This is a genomic window from Microbacterium sp. DWRC1-3 (assembly GCF_049896645.1).
In the GTDB taxonomy this organism is placed as follows: Bacteria; Actinomycetota; Actinomycetes; order Actinomycetales; family Microbacteriaceae; genus Microbacterium; species Microbacterium maritypicum.
In genome coordinates, this window is record NZ_JAFCUS010000001.1 from 1,139,335 (window position 1) to 1,156,113 (window position 16,779).

At 68.4% G+C, this 16,779-nt stretch carries 14 protein-coding genes; 8 read left to right on the plus strand and 6 right to left on the minus strand.

From position 1 onward, the window contains the following. Genes ACP699_RS05425 through ACP699_RS05445 form a run of 5 tightly spaced genes read right to left on the minus strand, consistent with a single transcriptional unit; the run spans nucleotide 1 to nucleotide 5,415 of the window. Nucleotides 1–876 carry an ABC transporter ATP-binding protein gene (locus ACP699_RS05425; RefSeq protein ID WP_055864480.1) on the minus strand — a complete coding sequence of 292 codons (876 nt, stop codon included), beginning with the start codon at nucleotides 874–876 and terminating at the stop codon, nucleotides 1–3. Continuing rightward, nucleotides 873–1,724, minus strand: a complete 852-nt coding sequence (locus ACP699_RS05430) for an ABC transporter ATP-binding protein (RefSeq protein ID WP_426169801.1) — start codon at nucleotides 1,722–1,724, stop codon at nucleotides 873–875. Before ACP699_RS05430 ends, ACP699_RS05425 begins: the two co-directional genes overlap by 4 nt. After that, entirely contained in the window at nucleotides 1,721–2,698 is a 978-nt protein-coding gene (locus ACP699_RS05435) for an ABC transporter permease (RefSeq protein ID WP_017828667.1), read from the minus strand. The genes ACP699_RS05430 and ACP699_RS05435 overlap by 4 nt, the downstream gene beginning before the upstream one ends. Next, entirely contained in the window at nucleotides 2,691–3,686 is a 996-nt protein-coding gene (locus ACP699_RS05440; protein WP_426169805.1) for an ABC transporter permease, read from the minus strand. Before ACP699_RS05440 ends, ACP699_RS05435 begins: the two co-directional genes overlap by 8 nt. 40 nt (nucleotides 3,687–3,726) lie before the next feature. Further along, nucleotides 3,727–5,415 carry an ABC transporter substrate-binding protein gene (locus tag ACP699_RS05445; protein WP_055864487.1) on the minus strand — a complete coding sequence of 563 codons (1,689 nt, stop codon included), beginning with the start codon at nucleotides 5,413–5,415 and terminating at the stop codon, nucleotides 3,727–3,729. Between the two features lie 270 nt (nucleotides 5,416–5,685). On the opposite strand from ACP699_RS05445, the gene ACP699_RS05450 reads away from it, so the two are divergent. From ACP699_RS05450 to ACP699_RS05480, 7 genes are read left to right on the plus strand one after another with little or no spacing between them, the layout of a single operon-like run. Continuing rightward, nucleotides 5,686–6,402: an NUDIX hydrolase gene (locus ACP699_RS05450; RefSeq protein WP_055864489.1), complete on the plus strand. Its 717-nt coding sequence runs from the start codon at nucleotides 5,686–5,688 to the stop codon at nucleotides 6,400–6,402. Next, nucleotides 6,399–7,736 carry a quinolinate synthase NadA gene (gene nadA / locus ACP699_RS05455; RefSeq protein WP_055864492.1) on the plus strand — a complete coding sequence of 446 codons (1,338 nt, stop codon included), beginning with the start codon at nucleotides 6,399–6,401 and terminating at the stop codon, nucleotides 7,734–7,736. The genes ACP699_RS05450 and nadA overlap by 4 nt, the downstream gene beginning before the upstream one ends. Continuing rightward, entirely contained in the window at nucleotides 7,733–9,256 is a 1,524-nt protein-coding gene (gene nadB, locus ACP699_RS05460; RefSeq protein ID WP_055864495.1) for an L-aspartate oxidase, read from the plus strand. The genes nadA and nadB overlap by 4 nt, the downstream gene beginning before the upstream one ends. Continuing rightward, nucleotides 9,256–10,107 (plus strand): carboxylating nicotinate-nucleotide diphosphorylase, encoded by an 852-nt coding sequence (gene nadC / locus ACP699_RS05465; RefSeq protein WP_055864497.1) that lies wholly within the window; start codon nucleotides 9,256–9,258, stop codon nucleotides 10,105–10,107. Before nadB ends, nadC begins: the two co-directional genes overlap by 1 nt. Nucleotides 10,108–10,127: 20 nt before the next feature. After that, a complete protein-coding gene (locus ACP699_RS05470) occupies nucleotides 10,128–11,264 on the plus strand; it encodes a cysteine desulfurase family protein (protein WP_426171531.1) in 1,137 nt (378 codons plus the stop codon). Nucleotides 11,265–11,286: 22 nt separating this feature from the next. Further along, entirely contained in the window at nucleotides 11,287–12,234 is a 948-nt protein-coding gene (locus ACP699_RS05475; protein WP_426169812.1) for a glycosyltransferase family 2 protein, read from the plus strand. 33 nt (nucleotides 12,235–12,267) lie between these two features. Continuing rightward, nucleotides 12,268–13,041: an SDR family NAD(P)-dependent oxidoreductase gene (locus ACP699_RS05480; protein ID WP_426169815.1), complete on the plus strand. Its 774-nt coding sequence runs from the start codon at nucleotides 12,268–12,270 to the stop codon at nucleotides 13,039–13,041. A 34-nt stretch (nucleotides 13,042–13,075) separates the two neighbouring features. Here ACP699_RS05480 and ACP699_RS05485 read toward each other — a convergent pair whose 3' ends face one another. Next, entirely contained in the window at nucleotides 13,076–15,130 is a 2,055-nt protein-coding gene (locus tag ACP699_RS05485; RefSeq protein WP_055864509.1) for an ABC transporter ATP-binding protein, read from the minus strand. Between the two features lie 163 nt (nucleotides 15,131–15,293). Here ACP699_RS05485 and ACP699_RS05490 point away from each other — a divergent pair, with 163 nt between their 5' ends. Next, a complete protein-coding gene (locus ACP699_RS05490; protein ID WP_426169818.1) occupies nucleotides 15,294–16,772 on the plus strand; it encodes an MDR family MFS transporter in 1,479 nt (492 codons plus the stop codon). The last annotated feature ends 7 nt before the right edge of the window (nucleotides 16,773–16,779 follow it).

The following is a 16,779-nucleotide window of genomic DNA, read 5'->3' on the forward strand; positions in this document are numbered from 1 at the left end:
TCAGTGCGCGATGCCGAGTTCGGCGCGGACCTCGTCGCGGAGGCGGCCGAGGTTGTCGGGCTCTGGCGCCGCGCCGAGGAGAGTCCTGGTGTACTCGTGCTGCGGATTCAGGATCACCTCGTCCGCAGGACCGCGCTCGACCACGTCGCCCTTGTAGAGCACCATGATCTCGTCGGAGAAGTGCCGAGCCGTCGCCAGGTCGTGCGTGATGTAGAGCACACCGAGGTTCTCCTCGCGCTGCAAGTCAGCCAGCAGGTTGAGAACGCCCAGCCGGATCGACACGTCGAGCATCGAGACCGGCTCATCCGCGACGATGAACCGCGCCCCCGGAGCAAGGGCACGAGCGATCGCGACCCGCTGCCGCTGCCCGCCGGACAGCTCGTGCGGGCGGCGCTCTGCGAAGCTCTCCCCCGGCGTCAACCGCACCCGCTCCAGCAGCTCGACCGCACGTTCGCGCACCTGCGAGCGGGACAGGTCGGGGTGGTGCAGGCGGATCGGACGCTCGAGGTGATGCACGATGGTGTGGAAGGGGTTCAGAGACGCGAACGGGTCCTGGAACACCATCTGCACATCCGCGCGGTAGCGCTCCAAGGCCCGCCCTCGGGCGCCAGAGGGCTTCCCGTCCAGAAGGATCTCCCCACTGGTGGGAGTCTCCAACTTCATCAGCATCCTGGCGATCGTGGACTTCCCCGACCCCGACTCCCCTACCAGAGCGACCGTCTTGCCGGCCTCGATCGTGAAGGACACGTCCTTCACCGCGTGCAGCACGTTGGTGCGGAATCCGGAACGCAGATGGAAGTCCTTCACCAGATTCCGCGCCTCCAGACGTGCCGTCTGCGGCGGCGCCGTGTCGGCGCGGTTGCTGTGGGTGGTCATCGGACGCCCTCCTGGCTCACACCGGTACGCACGAAGTCGCCCCGCTCGCCCTTGAGCGACGGGAAGCTCGACAGCAACCGCTTCGTGTATTCGTGCTGGGGGGACCGGTAGATCTCCTCCGCCGTCCCCTCCTCCACGATCTGTCCCTGCAGCATGATCGCGATCCTGTCGCTGATCTCGATCAGCATCGGCAGATCATGCGTGATGAAGATCACCGCGAAACCGAGCTTCTCCCGCAACCGCATGATCTCCCGGATGATCCCACGCTGCACGACCACGTCCAACGCGGTGGTCGGCTCGTCCATGATCATCACCTGGGGGTCGAGGGCCAGGGCCATCGCGATCATCATGCGCTGCCGCATCCCGCCCGAGAGCTCATGCGGGAAGCTCGACAGGCGATTCGGGTCGACCCCGACGAGGGTGAGCAGCTCCTCCGCCCGAGCGGTCTTCGCCTTCTTGCTCATCCCTGGGCGGTGCGTGTCGAAGATGTCGGAGATCTGCGCCTTGACCGAGATGACCGGGTTCAGCGAGTTCATCGCGCCCTGGAACACCATCGAGATCTTGTCCCATCGGAACGCCCTGAGGCCTTCCCCATCCAGGCCCACGATGTCGATGTCATGACCATCCCGGTCATGGAACACGATCTCGCCACCCGTCATCAGGGCCGGCGCCTTCAGCAGACGGTTCATCCCGTACGCCAGGGTCGTCTTCCCGCACCCCGACTCCCCCGCCAGCCCCAGGATCTCGCCTCGGTTCAGCGTCAAGGAGACGTCACGCACGGCCTTCACCGGCGGATCCACCTCATACTCGATCGACACGTTCCGCGCCGTCAGGACGGGCTCGCTCATGCGGTGACTCCCTTGGTCTTGGCAGCCTTGCGCACGCGGCGCGCGGCTTCGGGCGCATTGCGCAGCTTCGGGTTGATGACCTCGTCGATCGCGAAGTTGATGAGCGAGAGGCCGGCACCGAGGAGCGCGATCATGAGTCCGGGCGGGACGAACCACCACCAGGCTCCGCGTCCGAGAGCCTGCCCCGACTGCGCGTCGTTGAGGATCGAGCCCCAGGTGATCGACGAGTTGGGGCCGAGGCCCAGGTACGAGAGCCCTGCCTCACCGAGGATCGCGAAGATGATCGCGAACAGGAACTGCGCCGCAAGCAACGGCAGGAGGTTCGGCATGATCTCGACGAGGATCACGCGGAACGACCGCTCCCCCGCGACCTTCGCGGCGTACACGTAGTCGCGTGTGCGGAGAGAGCGCGTCTGGAGCCGGAGCACATAGGCAGCCCCTGCCCAGGAGGTGATGCCGAGCACGAATGCGACGAGCTGCCAGCTGCGCTGCGGCACGAAGGAGGCGATCACCATCACGAGCGGGAGTCCGGGGATCACGATCATGACGTTGGTGAGGAGCGCGAGACCGTCTTCGCGCCAGCCACCCAGGTATCCGGCGAGGACACCGAACAGCAGGGACAGCACGATCGCGATGGCTCCGGCCGTCACGCCGATGAGCAGCGAGCCCTGCGCGCCGATCGCGAGCTGGGCGAACATGTCGTTGCCGAGCTTGGTCGTGCCGAGCCAGTGCTCCGCGGAAGGCGGCTGGAGCGCGGGGTTGGCGGTGCTGCGCGGGTCCTGCGAGAACATCGGCGCGATGATCGCGAACAGCACGATCGCGACCACGATGATCGCGCCGACGATGAACTTCGGCGACGTGCTGGGCAGGATGCGGCGACGCTTGCGTCCCTGCTGCGTAGCGAGCGAGATCGTGCTGGCCGGTGCCGTGATCGGCGGCTCCTGGGTCAGGAGCGGGTTCTTGGTGTCAGACATTCTGGCGAGCCCTCGGGTCGATGAAGCCATAGACGAGGTCCATGATGAAGTTGGCGGCGAGCACCGTCAGGGTGATGACGAGGAACAGTCCCTGCATCAGCGCGTAGTCGTTGTTGGTCACGGCCTGGAACATCAGCTTGCCGATGCCGGGATAGGTGAACACCTGCTCCATCACGATGGATCCGGCCACGACGAACCCGAGGGTGATCGAGAAGCCGGCGATCGAGGGGATGGCGGCGTTGCGCGCGGCGTACGTCGTGAGGACCCGGCGCGGCCGGAGCCCCTTCGCCTCGGCCGTGAGCACGTAGTCCTCGGCGAGCGTGGACACCATCATGTTGCGCATGCCGAACATCCAGCCGCCGACCGAGCTGATCACGATCGTGAGCGCCGGGAGGACCGCGTGCGCCACCGCGTCGGTGAAGAACGCCCAGGTCGGCTCGGGGCCGTCAGGGTAGTCGAAGACGTCGTAGCCGCCGAAGATGGGGAACCATCCCAGACCGACCGCGAACACGGCCACCAGGATCAGCGCCATCCAGAAGTACGGGATCGACTGCAGCACCGTGGTGGCGGGGATGAGGTGATCGACCCAGGTGCCGCGCTTCCATCCGGCCCAGGCGCCGAGCACGACGCCGAGGACGAAGGAGATCACGGTCGCGGTGCCGACCAGGATGAGCGTCCAGGGCAGGGCACCCGCGATGAGTTCCGTCACCGGGGTGGGGAACTTGGTGACCGAGACGCCGAGGTCGCCCTGGAACATGCGCCCCCAGTAGGCCAGATACTGCTCCCACAGTGAGGAGTCATCGCCGCCGAGCAGGAGCTTGATGTTGCGGATGGTGGTCTCGGAGACCTCACCGCCGGCTCTCTGCATCTTGGCGATCATGATGTCTGCCGGGTTCCCCGGCATGAGCCGGGGAAGAAGGAAGTTGATGGAGATCGCGGCCCAGAGCGTGAACGCGTAGAACCCGATTCTTCGTGCATAGAACTTCATGTCACTTGTTTCCTGACTGCCTTCTTCCCCGACTCCTCTCCTACTTGACCGGCTGCAGCTGCGTCAGGACGTAGCCTGCCGCGATGGCACCCCAGGACGGCGGGAAGGCGTAGAGGTCTTCCTCGGTCGGCCAGCCCGTGTAGTCCTTCGTGTTGTAGAAGGTCTGGGTCGCGTTGATGACGAGCGGGATGTAGGGCAGGTCGCGGACGATCTCGGTCTGGATCGTGCCGTACAGCTCCTTCTTCGTGGCCTCGTCGTTCGTGCTGATCGCCGCCTGGATGGCGGTGTCGACGACCGGGTTGCTGTACCGGCTGAAGTTCCAGCGCCCTGCCGGGATCTCCGTGCCGACGGGGCTCGTCGACTCGACGGCGGTACCGCCGAACCAGTCACGGTAGATCTGGAACGGGTCGGCGACGGAGGTGCCGATCACACCACCGACGATCAGCTGGAAGTCGCCACCCTGACGGGAGTCGGAGAACTCCTGCCACTGCACCGTGGAGGCCGTGATCTTGATGCCGGCGGCCTCGGCCTGCTCGGCGATCAGCTTCGCGGCGTCGTTGTAGTCCGTCCAGCCGTCGACCGAGGTGAGCGTGAGCTCGAGCGGAGCGCCGTCCTTCTCGTAGATGCCGCTGGAGCCCTTGGTGTAGCCGGCGGCTTCGAGGATCGAACCCGCCTCGGCGGCGTTCGCCTCCTGCGGGCTGACCTCGTTGGCGGGGTCGGCGACCCACTTCTCGTCGCGGGGCAGCAGAGCGAACGTCGGCGAGATGTCGCCGGTGAGGCCGACGAACGCCTTGTCCTTGATCGTGGAGCGGTCGATCGCGGCGTTGAGCGCCTGACGCACGGCGACGTCGGTCTGCGGACCGGTGCAGCCGAGCTCGGCGTTCGAGCAGGTGTAGAGCACCGTCGGGTCCTGCGGCGTGTTGATCCAGTCGATCTTGCCGTTGGCGGTCACATCATCCGGGTTCGGGATGAACATGCCGGTCCAGTCGAGCTTGCCGGCGGCCAGCAGGTCCTGCGCGGTCTGGTTGTTGTCGACGGCGATGTACTGGACCTTCTTGACGCCCAGCTTGTCGGCGTCGCGGAAGTTCTCGTTCGCGACGAGGGTGTACGACTCGCTCGTGGTCTTGTCGACGACGTAGGCGCCGGAGCCGACCGGCTCCTCGTTCGCGAAGTTCGCGAAGTCGGTGACGTCTGCCCAGACGTGCTCGGGGAGGATGTAGGTCGACCCGAGGCGCTGGAACTCGGTGGTGTACTGCGCCGAGGAGTAGGTCAGCACGACGGTGGTGTCGTCGGTGGCCTCGGCGGAGACCAGGCCGTTGCCCTCGGGGTTGTTGGCCTCGTAGTTGAAGGAGAACGCGACGTCCTTCGCGGTGAGCGGCTTGCCGTCGCTCCACTTGAGGTCGGGCTTGATGGTGATGGTGATCACCGTGCCGTCCTCGTTGTACTCGAACGAGTCGCCGATCAGGCCGACCGGCTCGGAGTCGGCCGTCTTGTTGTAGAAGAACAGCGGCTCGTAGATCGGGCCCAGCGCGCCGTGGAGCACGGTCGGTGCGAACGGGTTGTAGTTCGCGGTGATCGGGGTCTGGCTGCCGGCCCAGACACGCAGGGCCCGGTCGCCATCGGCGTTGCCGCTGTCGCTACCGCCGCCACAGGCCGTGAGGCCCAGGGCGAGGACGGATGCTCCGGCAATCGCGGTGAGCGCAATCTTGCGCCTTCCGTTACGGATCATTTCTCTTGTTTCCTCTCGGTGCTGCACTGCAGGAGGGATCGCTCCGGATGGAGCAGAACCCCGGATGCGGGGTTCATGGGCCCCGCGGAGGCGGCCGGTCGGCCGCTCTCGAAGGGGTTTGTTAGGACAGTAACCTAACAAACCCCGTCCCGGTGAACAAGACTCCCCGAGCCCGTCAGATAACGTTTCGGACTCGACCGGCACCGTGGTCACATACGCGCACTAAGGGTGCGAATGACACTAAGATCGATCCCGGAGGTTAAGGTGCCCATGACTCAAAGCAGCGACATCCGCGTCGCCGTCTCGACGGTCATCCTGACGTTGCGACGCACGGATGACGGACGCGCGGTGCTCGCGCTGCCGCTCGTGCTGCGCACCCGCGAGCCCTTCGCCGACCAATGGGCCCTTCCCGGCGGGTGGCTCACGCCGACCGAGTCGCCCGTCGACGCCTCGGCGCGCACCCTCGCCGAGACCACCGGCCTCGCCCCCAGCTACCTCGAGCAGCTCTACGCCTTCGGCGCCGTCGACCGCTCCCCCACCAGAGTCGTGTCGATCGTGTACTGGGCGCTGCTGCGACAGGACGACGTGACGGCGCAGAGCGCAGCACATCGCGCATCCGGCGCCGCCCCAGAGAACGTGAAGTGGTTCGACGTCGACGAGCTGCCGCAGCTGGCCTTCGATCACACCGAGATCGTCGAGTACGCGCTGTGGCGGCTGCGCAACAAGGTCGGATACAGCCGCGTCGCGCAGGGATTCCTGCCCGCGGAGTTCACGCTCGCCGAGCTGCGGGAGGCCTATGAGGCGATCCTCGACCGCACCCTCGATCCCGCCAACTTCCGTCGCCAGGTGGAGGCAGCGGGCAACCTGCTCCCCACCGACCGGTTCCGCACCGGAAGCCACCGCCCCGCGCGTCTGTATCGCGACAACACCGATGTCGAGCTGGCCGATCGTGGCCCGCTCGGTCCCGAAGAAACGAGCACCCGATGAGCATCACCTTCGTACCCGCTCCTGCTGTCCCGCCCCTGGACGCCTCGGTCGACCATGCGATCCAGGCCATCGTCAGCGGAGCGTCGACCGATGCCACGTGCGCCACCGATCTCGCAGCCGGCCCCTGGGATTTCGACGCACGACCGGGCTACGGACCGGGCTCGTCCATGGGGGATGTGATCCCGACCGGAGCCCCCCGACAGGGCGAACTGCCCGTCGAGTACCGCGAAGCCTCGGAGGAAGAACTCGACGGGCGGATCCGGGCGGCGAAGGCCACCCTCGGCGACAGGGTCGTGATCCTCGGCCACTTCTACCAGCGGGAGGAGGTCGTGCAGCACGCGGACTACGTCGGGGACTCCTTCCAGCTCGCGACTGCAGCCAAGGGACGCTCCGACGCCGAGGCCATCGTGTTCTGTGGAGTGCACTTCATGGCCGAGACCGCCGACCTGCTCTCACAGCCCGACCAGGCGGTGATCCTTCCCAACCTCGCCGCCGGCTGCTCGATGGCCGACATGGCCGACATCGACCAGGTCGAGGAGTGCTGGGAGCAGCTCGAAGAGGTGCTCGGTGACCTCGACGCCGTAGACGCCGACGGGCGTGTGCCGGTGATCCCCGTGACCTACATGAACTCCTCCGCAGCGATCAAGGGCTTCGTCGGACGGCACGGCGGGATCGTCTGCACCTCCTCCAACGCCCAGACGGTCCTCGAGTGGGCGTTCGAGCGCGGACACCGGGTGCTGTTCTTCCCCGACCAGCACCTCGGCCGCAACACCGCGAAGGCGATGGGTGTGCCGCTCGAGCAGATGCCGATGTGGAACCCGCGGCGAGCGCTCGGCGGATCGTCCGCGACAGAGATCGTCGACGCACGCGTGATCCTGTGGCACGGGTTCTGCTCGGTGCACCGCCGCTTCACGGTCGGCCAGATCGACCAGGCCCGTGCCGAGCACCCCGGCGTGCGTGTGATCGTGCACCCCGAATGCCCGATGGAGGTCGTCGACGCCGCAGACGAGGCGGGCTCGACCGAGTACATCCGCCGCGCGATCGACGCGGCCACGGAGCCCACCACATTCGCGATCGGCACCGAGATCAACCTGGTCCGCCGACTCGCGGCGCAGTACCCGCAGCACGAGATCTTCTGCCTCGACCCGGTGGTGTGCCCCTGCTCGACGATGTACCGCATCCACCCCGGATACCTGGCCTGGGTGCTGGAAGAGCTGGTCGCCGGCCGCACGCCGAACCGGATCACCGTCTCCGACGACGTCGCCGATCCCGCACGGGTGGCACTGGAGCGGATGCTCGCGGCGAAGCCTCCGGCGGTCGCAGGCGCGCGATGAACGTCGTGGTCGTCGGCTCGGGCATCGCGGGACTCACCGCGGCGCTCCACGCGCACGAGTCCGGCCACGAGGTGACGATCGTCACAAAGGGCGACCTCGGCGACGGCTGCACCGGACTCGCCCAGGGCGGTGTCGCCGGGATCTACGGGCCTCGCGACTCCGCCGCGCAGCACGCCGACGACACGATGGACGCCGGTGCGGGGCTGTCCGACCCGGAAGCCGTCGGTGTGCTGGTCGCGGAGGGCGCGTCCCGGATCGCCGAGCTGATCGCCCGCGGCGTCGCCTTCGATCGCGCGGCTGACGGCTCGCTGCAGCTCGGACGTGAAGCCGCGCACCGCCACGCCCGCATCGTGCATGCGGGTGGCGACGCCACGGGAGCGGCGATCTCTGCAGCGCTGGTCGCGTCTGTGCGCCGGACGCGAATCGATGTCATCGAGCGCGCCTTCCTGATCGATCTCGTGCGCGTCGGGGGTGCGGTGCGCGGTCTGCGGATCCTTCGCGACGGCGCGGTCTCCGACACGTCGGCCGATGCGGTGATCCTCGCCACCGGGGGCGCAGGGCACCTGTATGCGCACACGACGAACCCGGCGGGAGCGACGGGAGACGGCATCGCCGCCGCGCTGCGCGCGGGAGCAGCGGTCGCCGACCTGGAGTTCGTCCAGTTCCACCCGACGATCCTCGCCTCGGGCCCGGCCTTCCTGATCTCTGAGGCCGTGCGCGGCGAAGGTGCGACGCTGATCGACGACGAGGGCCGCCGGTTCGTGTTCGACAGCCACCCCGACGGCGAGCTCGCACCGCGCGACGTCGTGTCACGGGCGATCGCCCGCCGCGCCGCGGCTCAGGGCGCACCGGTCAGGCTCGACGCCACGATGCTCGGCGCCTCCGTCCTCGCGCGACGCTTCCCCACCATCGACCGGGTGACCAGAGAGCGCGGCTTCGACTGGGCGCGTGAGCCGATTCCCGTGACACCGGCCGCGCACTATCTGATGGGAGGCGTGGTGACCGATCTCGATGGACGCACGACGGTCCCCGGTCTGATCGCCGTGGGAGAGGTCGCCCGCACGGGAGTGCACGGGGCCAACCGGCTGGCGTCGAACTCGCTCCTCGAGGGCGCGGTGTTCGGGGCCCGCGCGGCTGCCGCCCTGACGCAGCCGTGGACGGAGGTCGATCACGAGTCCCGCCCGGTCGACCCGCGCGCGCACGAGAGCCGCGACACGGGGGCGCCCGCCTTCACCCGGGCCGCCCTGCAGCAGCTCATGTGGGACGAGGTCGGACTGCTGCGGACGGGCGAGGGGCTCACCCACGCACTCCGCACGCTGCGGGCGTGGTCTTCATCGAGCTCAGCGCCGACGACGGCGAGCGCCCACGAAGACGCCAACCTGCTGCTTCTGGCGGAGTCGACGGCGTCTGCGGCGCTGGCGCGAACGACGTCCGTCGGCGCGCATCATCGTGTCGACGCGCACATTCCCGAAACCGGTGCGCGCTCGCACGCCCCCTCATCGATCCTGGAGACCGTCTGATGCTGACCACTGCCACTGTGAACCGCGTCGTCGGCGCGGCCCTCGAAGAGGACGCCCCCTGGGGCGACCTGACCAGCACCACGCTGCTGCCCGCAGATGCCACCGCCACCGCCGATCTCGTTGCTCGCGAGGCCGGGGTCTTCAGCGGTGGTGAGGTGTTCGCCGCCGCGTTCCGGCTCACCGACACGGCTCTCGACGTGGACCTGCACGTCGGCGACGGTGACGACTTCGCCGCGGGCGACGTCCTCGCGTCGGTCTCGGGCTCAGCGCGCAGCGTGCTCACGGCGGAACGCGTCGCGCTGAACTTCACGCAGCGGATGAGCGGCATCGCCACTCTCACCGCCGCCTACGTGGCAGCGATCGACGGCACGGGCGCCCGGATCGCCGACACCCGCAAGACCACGCCGGGGCTGCGCGCGTTCGAGCGTCATGCCGTCGAGTCCGGTGGCGGCCGCAACCACCGCTACTCGCTGTCCGATGCCGTGATGGCGAAGGACAACCACCTCGCGGTGCTGAAACGCTCCGGCCGCGACCTCGCGACCGCACTGCGCGAGGCGCTATCCCGCCTTCCCCACACGACTCACGTCGTCGTCGAGGTGGATCGTCTCGACCAGATCGAGGCGGTGCTCGACGGCGGTGCCCACACCGTGCTGCTCGACAACTTCTCGCTCGACGACCTGCGCGAGGGGGTTGCCCTGATCGGCGACCGCGCCACCGTCGAAGCCTCCGGTGGGGTGAACCTCGACACCGTCGGCGACATCGCCCGCACCGGAGTGGATGTGATCTCGGTCGGCGCTCTGACGCACTCCGCGCGAGCCCTCGACCTGGGCCTGGATCTGCGGATCGACTGACCGCGATGTCGCACCCTGGCATGTTGTATCTCGATCACGCCGCGACCTCCCCGGTACGACCGGAGGTGCTCGAGGCGATGGGTCCGTATCTCTCCGGGGTGTACGGCAACCCGTCGAGCCATCACACGGCCGGCGAAGCCGCTGCGGGTGCTCTCGACGATGCACGCGCACGGGTGGCCCGGATCCTCGGGATGCGCACGGGCGATGTCGTGTTCACCGCAGGGGGCACCGAGGCGAACAATCTCGCGGTGAAGGGCATCGTGCTGGCGGCTCTCGAGGCAGGGCGACGTCATCTGGTGATCTCACCGATCGAGCACGAGTCGATCCTCGAATCCGCCGAATACCTCCGACGCTTCCATGCCGTCGAGGTGACGCTGCTGCCGGTCGACGCGCGCGGACGGATCGCACCGGACGACCTGACGGCGGCGATCCGCGACGACACAGCGCTGGTGTCGATCGGTCACGCGAACAACGAGATCGGCACGATCCAGGACGCGACGGCACTGGCTTCCGTCACCCGGGCCGCCCGTGTGCCCCTGCATCTGGATGCCGTGCAGTCGGCTGGCTGGCTGGGGCTGCGGGATCTCGGCGCCGATGCGGTGTCGATCGCCGGCCACAAGCTCGGCACCCCCAAGGGCATCGGCGCCCTGGCCGTGCGCGGGCGGGTGCCCGTCGAGCCGCTGCTGCACGGCGGCGGGCAGGAGCGCGGACGACGCTCCGGTACCGAGAACGTCGCGGGGGCCGTGGCACTCGCGACGGCTCTGGAGATCGCGGAGCACGAACGCGCGGTGGTCGCCGCGCGCGTCGGCGCGGCGACGAGGCACTTCATCGCGCTGGTACTCGAGAGCATCCCCGAAGCCGTGCTCACCGGTGACGCCGTGCATCGTCTGCCAGGGACGGCGAGCTTCACCTTCGCCGGCACTAGCGGGGAATCGGTGCTGCTCGAGTTGGAGCGCCGTGGTGTCATCTCGTCGAGCGGATCGGCGTGCGCGGCGGGCAGCGATGAGCCCTCCCATGTGCTCCTCGCCTGCGCCGTGTCGCCCGAGGTGGCGCAGACCGCCGTGCGCTTCACCTTCGGTCGCGTTCCACTGTCCGACGACGCTCCCGTACGACTGGCCGCACTCGTCATAGAGTCGGTACGCGCGGCTCGGGGCTGATACGCGGCCATAGACTCGGCAGGTGACTGCCTCCGCCCCGATCGTGACGCTGATCGTCCCCGGACGCGACATCGCCGCCTTCGCCCCCGCCGCCCTGGACTCTCTGCGCGCGCAGACCGAGTCGCGGTGGCGAGCGATCCTCATCGACGACGGCTCGACCGACGAGACGGGGGCGATCTTCGACGCCGCCGCAGCCGATGACCGTCGGTTCACGTCGATCCGACACGAGGCCTCGCGCGGTCTCGGTGCGGCGCGCAATGTCGGTCTCGATCAGGTCTCCACCCCCTACCTCGGTTTCCTCGACGCGGACGACGAACTGCTGCCGGACGCCCTGGCCCGCCTGACGGGAACGCTCGCGCAGACGGGAAGCGACTTCGTCGCCGGTGCCTACGTGCGCTCGCGTCCGCACGGCGGCGGCTACGTCGCCGGTCGCGTGCAGCCCTGGGTCTCGGCGGCGACCTCGCCGGAGCGGCTCGCGACCACTCTCGAGTCCCACCCGCGGGCGGTGTCGAACATCGTCGCGTGGTCGAAGGTGAGTCGCACCGACTTCTGGCACGATCTGCGCTTCCCCGAAGGCGTGGCCTACGAGGACCAGGTGGTCGCCCAGCTGATGTACACGCGGGCACGCGCCTTCGACGTGATCCCCGATGTCGTCGTGCGCTGGCGGCTGCGAGCCGACGGCACCTCGATCACCCAGAGCAAGGCGCAGCTGTCCGTTCTGCGGGACTATCTCGCGGCGCTGCGCGGCGGCATCCGGGTGCTGCGTGAGGCAGGGGCGCACGCTTCCGTGACTGCACGGCTGGAGCTGATCCTGGCGATGGACCTCGTGCCGCTTCTCGAGATCGCCGACGCGCACCCTGATCCGGCCTACGCGGTCGACGTCGAGGCCTTCGTCGCCGAACTCCGCGCCCTTCCCGAGTTCGCCGATGCCGTGCCCGACCCTGCCATCGCCGCCGCGCTCGCGTGGTGAGAACGAGCCTCCCGACGACGGAACGGTGAACGCGTGAACGACTACCTCTCCTCCCTCTTCTCGCTCGACGGACGCACCGCGATCGTCACCGGTGGCAGCTCCGGCATCGGCCGCGGCATCGCCACAGCGCTCGCACGCGCCGGAGCGGCGACGGTCGTCGTCGCCCGCGGAGAGGACCGCATCCGGGAGACCGTCGACGAGCTGCGTGCCCACGGCTGCCGCGCAGCCGGGGTCGTCGGTGACCTCGGCACACGGGACGGGATCCGCGCCGTCGCAGAGGCCGCGGAGGTGCCGTTCGGCGAGCCGGACATCCTCGTGAACTCGGCCGGCATCAACATCCGTCCGCCGTTCCCGGAGATCACGGAGGACGACTGGGACGCGACGATGACCGTCAACGCGCTCGCGCCCTTCCTGCTCGGCCAGCGCTACGCGAAGGGCATGGCCGCGCGCGGATACGGCCGGCTCCTCCACATCAGCTCCCAGCAGGCTCACCGTGCCTTCGTGGGAAGCGGGGTCTACGGCGCATCGAAGGGTGCCGTCGAATCGCTCATGCGCTCGGAGGCCGAGGCCTGGGGCGGAACCGGCGTCACGAGCAACACGCTCGTCCCCGGCTTCGTGCTGACCCCGTTGAACGCCCGCCTGCAGCAGGATCCGCAGAAGGTCGCCGAGCTCGCGGCACGCACCATGATCGGACGCAACGGACTGCCGAGCGACTTCGCCGGGGCGGCGGTGTTCCTCGCCGGAGCGGGATCGGCCTACGTCACCGGCCACTCGCTGTTCGTCGACGGCGGACTGTCGGTGCACTGAGGCGCCTCGGTGCTCCGGGACCGGCGCCGACGGCTCAGGGCTCCGGCGGGTAGATCCGCTCGTCGGGACGAGGCTCGGCCAACAGCGGCACCGCCGCGGTGATGGCCGCGACGGCATCGGCACCCGCAGAGTCGACAGGAGCCTTGTCCGCACGGCGCTCGGCGAGGGGTGCCGGGGCGCCGCCGGTCACCGCCTCTTCGACCGCGGCCTCGGTGTCGAGCACGCGCGACGCCGCCACCTGCTCGGCTGCGAGCTCGGCGTAGAGTCCGCCCAGTGCGAGGAGCTCGGCATGGGTTCCCGACTCGACGATGCGTCCGGCCTCCAGCACGTGGATCACGTCGGCACCCATCACTGTCGAGAGCCGGTGGGCGATGGAGAGCGTGGTGCGCCCCTTCGCCGCCTCGTCGAGCGCTTCCTGCACCACGCGCTCCGACACCGTGTCGAGCGCGGAGGTGGCCTCATCCAGAAGCAGCACCGGCGGATCCTTGAGGAGCACACGGGCGATCGCGATCCGCTGCTTCTCGCCGCCGGAAAGCCGGTACCCGCGCTCCCCCACCACCGTGTCGTACCCCTGCTCGAACCCGGCGATGATGTGGTGGATGTTCGCGGCCGTGCACGCGGCGATCAGTTCGTCCTCGGTCGCATCCGGCTTGGCGTAGCGCAGATTCTCGCGGATGGTGGCGTGGAACAGGTAGGTCTCCTGGGAGACGATCCCGACATGGTCGATGATCGACTCCTGGGTGAGCGCGCGCACGTCGGCGCCGGCGAACATCACCGCGCCTCCCTTCGCTTCGTACAGTCGGGGCGCGAGGTACAGGATCGTGGTTTTGCCGGCGCCGGACGGTCCGACGAACGCGACGTGCTGCCCCGGTTCCGCCACGAACGACACCCCGTCGAGCGTCGGTCTGGCATCGGCGGAGGCGTCCGGATAGCGGAAGACGACGTCGGCGAACTCCAGACGCCCCCGTGGCCCCGGTGCCTCGTCGACCGTGATCGCATCCGGGGCATCCTCGATCTCCGGCACCAGGTCGAGGTACTCGAAGATGCGGGCGAACAGCGCCGATGACGTCTGCAGGTCGAGCGACACCCGCATCAGTCCCATCAACGGCATAAGAAGTCGTGCCTGCACGGTGGTGAAGGCGACGACGGTTCCCGCGGTGATGGCACCGGTGCCGCCGGCGATCAAGTAGCCGGAGACCAGATAGATGACAGCGGGAACACTGGCCATGAGCACCTGCACGACCGCGAAGAAACCCTGACCGCTCATCGCCCGACGCACCTGCAGCGTGACCTGGTTGCGGTTCTCGGCCTGGTAGCGCTCCGACTCGGTGCGCTGCCGGTTGAACGCCTTCGACAGCAGCATGCCCGAGACGCTCAGCGTCTCCTGGGTGATCGAGGTGAGCTCGGACAGGGATTCCTGCGTCTCCCCCGCGATGCGGGCCCGCACCTGGCCCACCTTGCGCTGCACGAAGATCAGGAACGGCATCATGATCACCGCGATCAGCGTCAGCCGCCAGTCGATCAGGATCATCGCGACGAGCGAGGCGATCACGGTCACGACGTTGCCGAGGATGCTGGTGACCGTGTTGGTCAGCACACCGGAGACCCCGCCGACGTCGTTCTGCAGCCGGGACTGGATGACGCCCGTCTTGGTGCGGGTGAAGAAGCCGAGCTCCATCGCCTGCAGGTGCTCGAACAGCTTCACCCGCAGGTCTCCGGTGACGCTGTTGCCGACGGTCGAGGTCAGCCACGTCTGAGCGACTCCCAGCACCGCGGAGATCAGGAACAATCCGATCATCGCGGCCACGAGCCAGGCCAGCAGCTCGAGGTGCGGCCCGCCCCCGGCCACCGGGAACAGCGCGTCATCGAAGATGCGCTGCACGATCAGGGGCGGGATGACGGCGATCGCGGCCCCGACCACCACCAGGATGCCCGTGAAGAAGATGCGCCAGCGATACGCCCGGAACAGCGAGACCACCCGCGCGCCGAGCCCGTTGATCCGGGGGGCCTCGGCGTTCAGCTTCCGCTGCGCGTCTTCATCGACACCGCGGAAACCACCGCGATGTCCACCACCCATGCCGCCGCCCATGCTCATGGCGCCAGCGTACCCACGCACGACGACATCGAGACCCGAGCCCGCGCCGAGCGCGGATATCTGTGAGTTCGGAATGAAATGTCCGCGGCTGCCGTTACGCTGAAGGACTCTTGCGAACTCTCGCGATATCCATTCTTCTTCGCCCTGGAGGCCGCCCATGTCTGCCGTCGATACCGGCTCCCTCTCCACGACCGCCGCACCGGCGGGGGGCGAGATCGCCCGCAAGGACATGCGGGTGATCTGGCTCCTCCTGGTCGCCGCCTTCGTCGCCATCCTCAACGAGACCACGATGGGGATCGCGATTCCCCATCTGAACACCGACCTGGGCATCCCGCCCGAGCTCGGCCAATGGCTCACCAGCGCCTTCATGCTGACCATGGCTGTGGTGATCCCCACCACCGGCTTCATCCTGCAACGGTTCACGACGCGCCAGGTCTTCATCGCCGCGATGATCGCCTTCTCGCTCGGCACGCTCGTCGCGCTCATCGCGCCCGGATTCACGGTGCTGCTCGTCGGCCGCGTGATCCAGGCCGCCGGTACCGGCATCATGATGCCGCTGCTGATGACGACGATCATGAACGTGGTCCCGCCGCAGTCCCGCGGCCGCATGATGGGCCGTGTCGGCCTGGTGATCTCGCTCGCTCCCGCGATCGGCCCGACGCTCGCGGGCGCCGTCCTCGAATTCGCCAGCTGGCGTGCCCTCTTCGGGATCATCCTCCCGATCGCCCTGATCGCCCTGGCCATGGGCGCGAAGTGGATGACGAACCTCGGCGAGACCCGAGCCGTTCCGCTCGACGTGCTCTCGATCCCGCTCGCGGCGCTCGGCTTCGGCGGCATCGTGTTCGGACTCAGCCAGTTCGGCGGCGAGGGCGGATCGGGCGAGACCACCGGCATCGTCTCGCTGGTCGTGGGTGCTCTGTCGCTCGGACTCTTCGTCTGGCGCCAGCTCGTGCTGCAGCGCATCGACGACGCGCTGCTCGACCTGCGGGTGTTCCGCTCCAGCAACTTCACCCTGTCCGTGATCATCATGTCGATCCTGGCGCTGTCGATGTTCGGCACCCTGACGCTGCTTCCGCAGTATCTGCAGAACGTCGCCGGTCTGAACCCGCTGCAGTCGGGTCTGATCCTGCTCCCCGGCTCGCTGCTGATGGGTCTGCTCGGACCGATCATGGGGCGCGTCTACGATGCGCGCGGCACGCGTCCGCTGCTGATCCCCGGCACGATCCTCGTCTCCGCCGCGCTGTTCTTCTACTCGACCGTGGGCGAGCACACCGTGTGGTGGGTCCTCATCATCGTGCAGGCCGCCATGTCGGTCGGACTCGCGATGTCGTTCACGCCGCTGTTCTCCGCCTCGCTCGGTTCGCTCCAGCGCTCCCTGTACTCGCACGGTTCGGCTGTGCTGAACACACTGCAGCAGGTCGGCGGCGCGGCGGGCGTGGCGCTGCTGCTGGTGACGTACTCGTCGATCCTGCACGCCGGCGAACAGGAGGGACTGTCGACCGCGGTCGCCGGTGCCCCCGGCGCGCGCATGGCGTTCCTGATCGCGGCGATCATCTCGCTCGCGGCGGTGGCCCTCAGCCCGTTCGTCCGCAAGCCTGCAGACGATGCCGGCGAAGCACTCCACGGAGGGCACTGACCGTCCG